Origin of the sequence: Pseudoalteromonas sp. S554, assembly GCF_005930865.1 — a bacterium.
GTDB classification, from domain to species: Bacteria; Pseudomonadota; Gammaproteobacteria; order Enterobacterales; family Alteromonadaceae; genus Pseudoalteromonas; species Pseudoalteromonas marina.
Genome location: NZ_PNDV01000140.1, coordinates 1 through 5,639, shown reverse-complemented (window position 1 = coordinate 5,639; position 5,639 = coordinate 1). Strand labels below are relative to the sequence as shown.

Below are 5,639 nucleotides of genomic sequence, written 5' to 3'. Positions count from 1 at the left end.
AAAGCCTAATTGCACGTTCACGAAATTCTGATGTATAGCGATTTGATTTTTTCATAGTTCCAGTTTCTCAAGTTATTGAGTCTCTGGCAAACACGGGGCGATTCATTATGCAAAATATCAATCAACAAGTTAATAATCAGTTAAGTAATTTAAAGCTAAGCGGCATACGTGATGCGCTATTGCAGCAATACGAGCAACCCAATTTATACGTTGAACAAAGCTTCGAAGAGCGGCTAAGTTTATTGCTTGAACATGAAATAACGCAGCGTGATCAGCGTAAAATAGATCGCCTAACGCGACAAGCAAAGTTCAGAGTTGGCGGCACACTTGCCCAACTCAACTATGGCGCAGCACGACAACTCGATAAAGCTCAGATCCGTTCATTAGCACAAGGTGAATGGCTTCGTCTTCACCAAAACATCTTGATCACAGGAGCAACAGGTTGTGGCAAAACTTACCTCGCTTGCGCGCTTGGTCAAAACCACTGCCAACAAGGGAGTAGCGTTTATTATTTTAGGCTCAAAGAGCTATTAGAAAAGATGTTTCTAGCGCAAGCCGATGGTAGTTATCGAAAACTGATCAACAAGCTTAGCTCTGCCAATTTACTGATCTTAGATGATTGGGGATTAGAGCCATTAACGGCTCAACAACGGAGTGATTTACTGGAATTAATTGATGCAAGATATGATACAAAATCGACCTTAATAGCGAGTCAATTACCGATAGAAAATTGGTATGAAATGATCGGAGAATCGACACACGCGGATGCGATTCTAGATAGGCTTGTGCACGGGGCGATAAAGTTGGAATTAAAAGGCGAGTCGATGCGAAAAAAACTAAATTTCTTGACTGATGCCGATCACTCAAGTTAGATTTTACTGAGGTCTACTGACAGACAAAAAAGTGATCGGCTTGAATGGTATTGAGCGATCGGCATCATGGTATTACGCAGCGTAGGTGCCGCACGTCGAAAGCGGGGTGTTCAGCTCATCGAGCAGCGTGCGTAGCAGCCTAAACCACAATCCGGCGTGGATGCGTCGGCGCGGCAACTCCACGTGGCCGGTCGTCAGTGCCTGCCAGGTACGCTGGTCCATCGCCGCAATCGCGTCGCTGGCAGTGCGCGGTTCGGCGTCGGCGTTCTCCCAGCCGAGAAACCGCCCTGGTACGCCCCAATAGGATTCCAGCCAGCAGCCATGCAGTGGGCAGCTCAGCATCAGGGGCAGCTTCCACGCGAGCAGTACGGCTTGGTTCTCCGGATCGTTCAGGCAGAGCGGACAGGCGCGGTGTATCGGTTGGGTGGGCAGCCAGGCACGCCAGCTCGTGATGGATCGCGTCTTACGGCGGAGTCTCGGCAGCAGTACCGAGAGCTGGAACGCATAGGTTTCCAATGCGGCTGGAATCTGATCATCAAGGCTGTCCAGTAGCCAAGGCACCCAGCCGGCGAAACTCATGCAGCGCAGCCGATCCAGCTCGATACCGCTCCGCTGGGAGAGCATCGCCAGCAGCGCCAGTGGTGGCGCGGTGTCCAGGTCATCAACCTGGCCGTGACCAAGATCGTGCTCCAGCAGCTCGGACACTTCCATGTGATAGCAAAGGGCCACGCGGTTGAGCCACGAAGACAGGGCTTCGGCTTCCCTGGGTGCCGGATGCAGTGGCCAGCGTGGCGCTGGCTTCACATCAGTTCCCGCTCGAATTGCCGCCGCCGCTCGCTGGGACCGGTGTAATCGGCCATGCTGAGCGTGCGGTGGTTGATCGCTTCCTCACCACTCTCCACGGCGGCCACGGCCGCCGCCATCAATAGGTGCGCCAGCTCGCCAATAGTGCCCTCGCTGCGCGTGAGCAGGTAGCGAGCCATGTCCAGCGTGGCAATCGACGAAGGTCGCCGCAGCGGGAGCGAAGCCGCGAAGCTGGCCAGCAGTGAACAGCAATCGTCGTTGGCCTCCCACACCGGCAGCATCATCGGCTCGAAGCGATTTTCCAACTGGTCATCCGAGCGGATGGCCAGGTAGGCGTCGCGTGTGCCCACACCGACCAGCGGGATGCGCAATTCGTTGCCGAGGAAGCGCAGCAGGTTGAGGAATTCCCGGCGGTTGACGCTGTTGCCGGCCAGGACGTTGTGCAGCTCGTCGATCACCAGCAAACGCACACCGAGCTTGCGCAGCAGTGTCAGCGCCAGTTGCTCTATTTCCGGCAGCCGTGGGCGCGGTCGCAATGGTGCTCCCATCGCCGCGAGCAGCGCGACGTAGAAGCGGATCACCGATGGCTCGGACGGCATCTGCACGACCAATACCGGGATGTGCTCCTGGTCGGCGTCGGAGCTGGCCGGGTGGGCGCGGCGGAACTTCTCGACGATCATCGACTTGCCGTTGTTGGTTGGACCGACCAACAGCAGGTTGGGCATGCGTTGTTTGTTTGGCCACGTATACAGGGCTTCCAGCCGGTTCAACGCCTCGACTGCTCGCGGATAGCCGATCCAGCGGTCGGCGCGAAGGCGATGGATGCGCTCGTCCGCCGGGAGACGGGCCAAGCCCTGGGCCGCCGGCAGCAGGTGGGACAGGTCGATGATGGGATATTCGTCCACGGCTACCACTCCTCAATCTGGTCGAACGGTTTGGCAGGTGGCTGGTTGTCCGCCTGCGGGTCTGCCATGTCCGTGTCCGCTGGTGGCGTGGTTTTGACAGGTTGTTCCGTTGACTTGAGATGCTGGCGTCGATCCGCGTCGCGCCTTGCGCGTGGCTTTCTGCGCAGTGGTCACGATTTCGCGCATCTGCCCGATCATGCGGAACAGCGCCGACTCATCCACCTGTTCGCGCCCTTGCTGCCGCAATTTCGCCAGCGCCTGCCGTTGTTCCCAGAGGGTGACAGCCGGGTGCGACAAGGTACGGTATGGAATTTCCAGATAGTGCTGCCCCTCCGGCTCCAGCACCCAAATGCGGCTGATGTCGCGTGGGTCGCGCCGGATCAGGAACGCAGGCAGGCGGTCGCGCCGAGCTATCCACGGCTTGAGCGCATCGGCGTAGTAGTGGATGTGGTCGATGACGAAGCCAGTGCGGGTCAGGGTGCGGCGGAGGACGGGCAGGAAATCGACCAGAAAAGCCGTGGTGCGAGTGATGACGGTTGGAACGCCGGTACGCGCGACAGCTTCGGCCCAGCGTGCGGCCGGCGGTTGGAGCAGGCCGTTGTGCACGGAGCCGTGATAGGTGCCAACCGCCAATGCGAGCCAGCGTTCCAGCTCGCGCAGTGTCAGGGCGGCCATCTTCTCGGAGGCGTATTCCCCGCGCTGGTCAGGGTTGGAGAAGGTCGTCCCCGGCAATTCGTCGTGGATCATTTGCATCGCCGTGCCGATGATCCGTTCCACGATGCCGCCATAGTGCGGCTGCCCGAGAGGCCGATAGTCCAACCGGATGCCATGCTGCTCGCAGCCACGGCGTAGCGCCTCGCTCTTGAATTCGGCCGCGTTGTCCAGGTAGAGCAGCGCGGGCTTGCCGCTCATCGGCCAGTCCATTTCCACGTCCAACCTTTCCAACCAAGGGCGCTTGTCGCAACCGGCGTGTGCGAGGCACAGGCCGACCGAGACGGCAGATGGCGCTTCTAACGTGACCACCATGCCAACCACGCAGCGGGTGAACACGTCGATGGCGAGGGTCAGGTACGGACGGCCAATCGGTTGCCGGTCGCGCTCGTCCACCACGATCAGGTCGATGACTGTGTGGTCGATCTGTACCTGCTCCAGCGGTGCGGAGACTGGCGGAGGAACACCGCCAACACCTTGCAGGATGCGGGACGCATCCTGGCCTTCCCGAAGTCGAGTGGTCTTGAGTGGATCAAGGCTGGCGATCCGCAACGCGACCGTGTTGCGCGCCGGCATCCGCAGCTTTTGCAGCTTGCACACCCGCGCAACTTCACGGTGGAACGCCGCCAAGCTGCGCTTCTGCTTGGTCAGGAAGCGCTTTTGCAGTAGCTCGCGGATGATTCGTTCGACCGACTCCGGCAAGCGGCCTTTACCTTTGCCACCGCTCGACTGTCCAAGAGCCAAATCAGTGACCAGCCCCGAACCTTGCCGGGCACGGCGGATCAGGACGTAGACCTGCCGCCGGGACAGACCCAGCGCCTGGGCTGCTGCGTCGGCCGCTTCATGCCCGACCGTCTCCGACTGCGCCAACGGCCCAATGATCTCCGCGCGGCAGCGAGCACGCTCCCATGCCTGTTCTGACAGGGTGGCTACGCCGCGCTCGGCAATCGGTACGGTATCGGTCGCCATGCTCGCCTCGCTTTGGTGCACACGAGTATTGAGCATAGACGAGTTTGGAGTCCTGATATCGGGCTGTCAGGAGCCGTATGCACAGCAGGCTTCATGTCTCGTTGATTGGTGCAGTCGTCTTCTGAAAATGACAATACGCTACCCGGCTTGTCGGCTGTGCCTTTGCCGTCGTTGGCCGCTGAAAGTTGACCGGACAGCAAGAAAGGAAGGGCCCCTTCCACACCAACGCCAGGGCCGCGATGTACAGGAGCAGGCAGGCGCCAAATCCGCGGGCAAGCAGTTTCATCGCAAGTTTCTTGTCCATCAGTTGCTTTCCTTAAAATGGTACCTTGGTCATCCTTAAGTAGCGTGCTCCTCACAGCGAAAGTGAGGTTATGCACTGGACGCCAACTCGCCTAAAGAGGTCTCGATCACCATCAGCTCTTTTCGGCGCACATCGATCTTCCGACGCAGTTGCTCGACACATCCGTGCAAGTCTTCGCTATCGCCTGCGTCTAACGCTCTGCAAAGTCGCGTCAGTTGATCGAGCCTGATTCCGGACTCGAAGGCTGCGCGTAGAAAGCGCAACCTTCCTAGTGTTTTGCTATCGAAAACGTTGTAGCCACCTTCGGTTCGCCGGGTGGGGTGTAACAGGCCGCGTGTCATGTAGTCGCGCACAACATGCACACTGACGCGCGCGTCTTCAGCCAGCTTCGATATCGAATACGCATTCATAGTGTACTTCGCTCGCTATCTTCTAACAGCTTATGCGCGATCTCATGCCCGAGACCGAATGCACTCTCGACAGGCACGACTTCTATCCCCTGGTGCGTCAAAGCCCATGCATTTGCAGCAGAAGGTGATGCAAAAAAGTGCACATGACAGCAAAAGGAGCAGCGAATGTCAGGTGAAGTACCCGGCGTTAGCACAGCGAGAGGCGACACGGGCTGTCTTGCCAATCAAAACAGGAAACATCAAGGTGTCGAGCGCACACCAGGTGTATAAGCGGCGCCCCTCCACTTCAAAAACGTGAGGGGTTTCGCGAAGTGTTAGAGCAAGGCCAAGGATATTGCCCTGTTCGTCATATTCGGTACCGGGCGCCTGCTCAAGTACGGTTGCAACTCTCTGCGCAGGCCAACCGAGCGCGGCGTCGAGCGCTACGAGTGAAACAGGCCTTCCCAGCACAAGCTGACGAAGGAGCGTAACAAAAAGGGTTGCGAACTCCTCTGGATGATTGCCAGATGAGAGGCTTTCAGCAATCTTTTTGGAATAAATAGTCTTGTCCATGTTTGTAACGGCGACGTGCAGTCCGTCCCCATCACCACCAGCCTTGTCGCCACCGCCCAGCAGTCTGCCCCGCGCTGAAGTGGATGGGGCAGCGGGGGGTGGGGCGTTGTCG

At 58.3% G+C, this 5,639-nt stretch carries 7 protein-coding genes; 1 reads left to right on the top strand and 6 read right to left on the bottom strand.

Going from position 1 to position 5,639, the window contains the following annotated elements:
* The first annotated feature begins 107 nt into the window (after positions 1-107).
* Positions 108-872 (top strand): IS21-like element ISShfr5 family helper ATPase IstB, encoded by a 765-nt coding sequence (gene istB, locus CWB65_RS19245; protein WP_008111090.1) that lies wholly within the window; start codon positions 108-110, stop codon positions 870-872.
* Between the two features lie 72 nt (positions 873-944).
* Here the strand turns inward: istB and CWB65_RS19240 are convergent, their stop codons facing one another.
* The 6 genes from CWB65_RS19240 to merB form a co-directional block, all read right to left on the bottom strand.
* Positions 945-1,676 (bottom strand): TniQ family protein, encoded by a 732-nt coding sequence (locus tag CWB65_RS19240; RefSeq protein ID WP_502704851.1) that lies wholly within the window; start codon positions 1,674-1,676, stop codon positions 945-947.
* Positions 1,673-2,581 carry a TniB family NTP-binding protein gene (locus CWB65_RS19235; protein ID WP_013741668.1) on the bottom strand — a complete coding sequence of 303 codons (909 nt, stop codon included), beginning with the start codon at positions 2,579-2,581 and terminating at the stop codon, positions 1,673-1,675. The genes CWB65_RS19240 and CWB65_RS19235 overlap by 4 nt, the downstream gene beginning before the upstream one ends.
* Before the next feature lie 12 nt (positions 2,582-2,593).
* On the bottom strand, positions 2,594-4,261 hold the full coding sequence (locus tag CWB65_RS19230; protein WP_427616128.1) for a TnsB C-terminal domain-containing protein: 1,668 nt from the start codon (positions 4,259-4,261) through the stop codon (positions 2,594-2,596).
* 372 nt (positions 4,262-4,633) lie between these two features.
* A complete protein-coding gene (gene merD / locus CWB65_RS19225) occupies positions 4,634-4,975 on the bottom strand; it encodes a mercuric resistance transcriptional repressor MerD (RefSeq protein ID WP_138687409.1) in 342 nt (113 codons plus the stop codon).
* Positions 4,972-5,118, bottom strand: coding sequence for an organomercurial lyase (locus CWB65_RS20295; RefSeq protein WP_283240447.1), 147 nt, complete (start codon positions 5,116-5,118; stop codon positions 4,972-4,974). The genes merD and CWB65_RS20295 overlap by 4 nt, the downstream gene beginning before the upstream one ends.
* A 25-nt stretch (positions 5,119-5,143) precedes the next feature.
* On the bottom strand, positions 5,144-5,639 hold a 496-nt coding region (gene merB, locus CWB65_RS20290), incomplete at its 5' end, for an organomercurial lyase (RefSeq protein WP_283240446.1).

Bases quoted from the DNA above. Each gene is read 5' to 3' on its own strand.
- istB (WP_008111090.1), top strand. From the start codon at position 108: ATGCAAAATATCAATCAACAAGTTAATAATCAGTTAAGTAATTTAAAG.
- CWB65_RS19230 (WP_427616128.1), bottom strand. From the start codon at position 4,261: ATGGCGACCGATACCGTACCGATTGCCGAGCGCGGCGTAGCCACCCTG.
- merD (WP_138687409.1), bottom strand. From the start codon at position 4,975: ATGAATGCGTATTCGATATCGAAGCTGGCTGAAGACGCGCGCGTCAGT.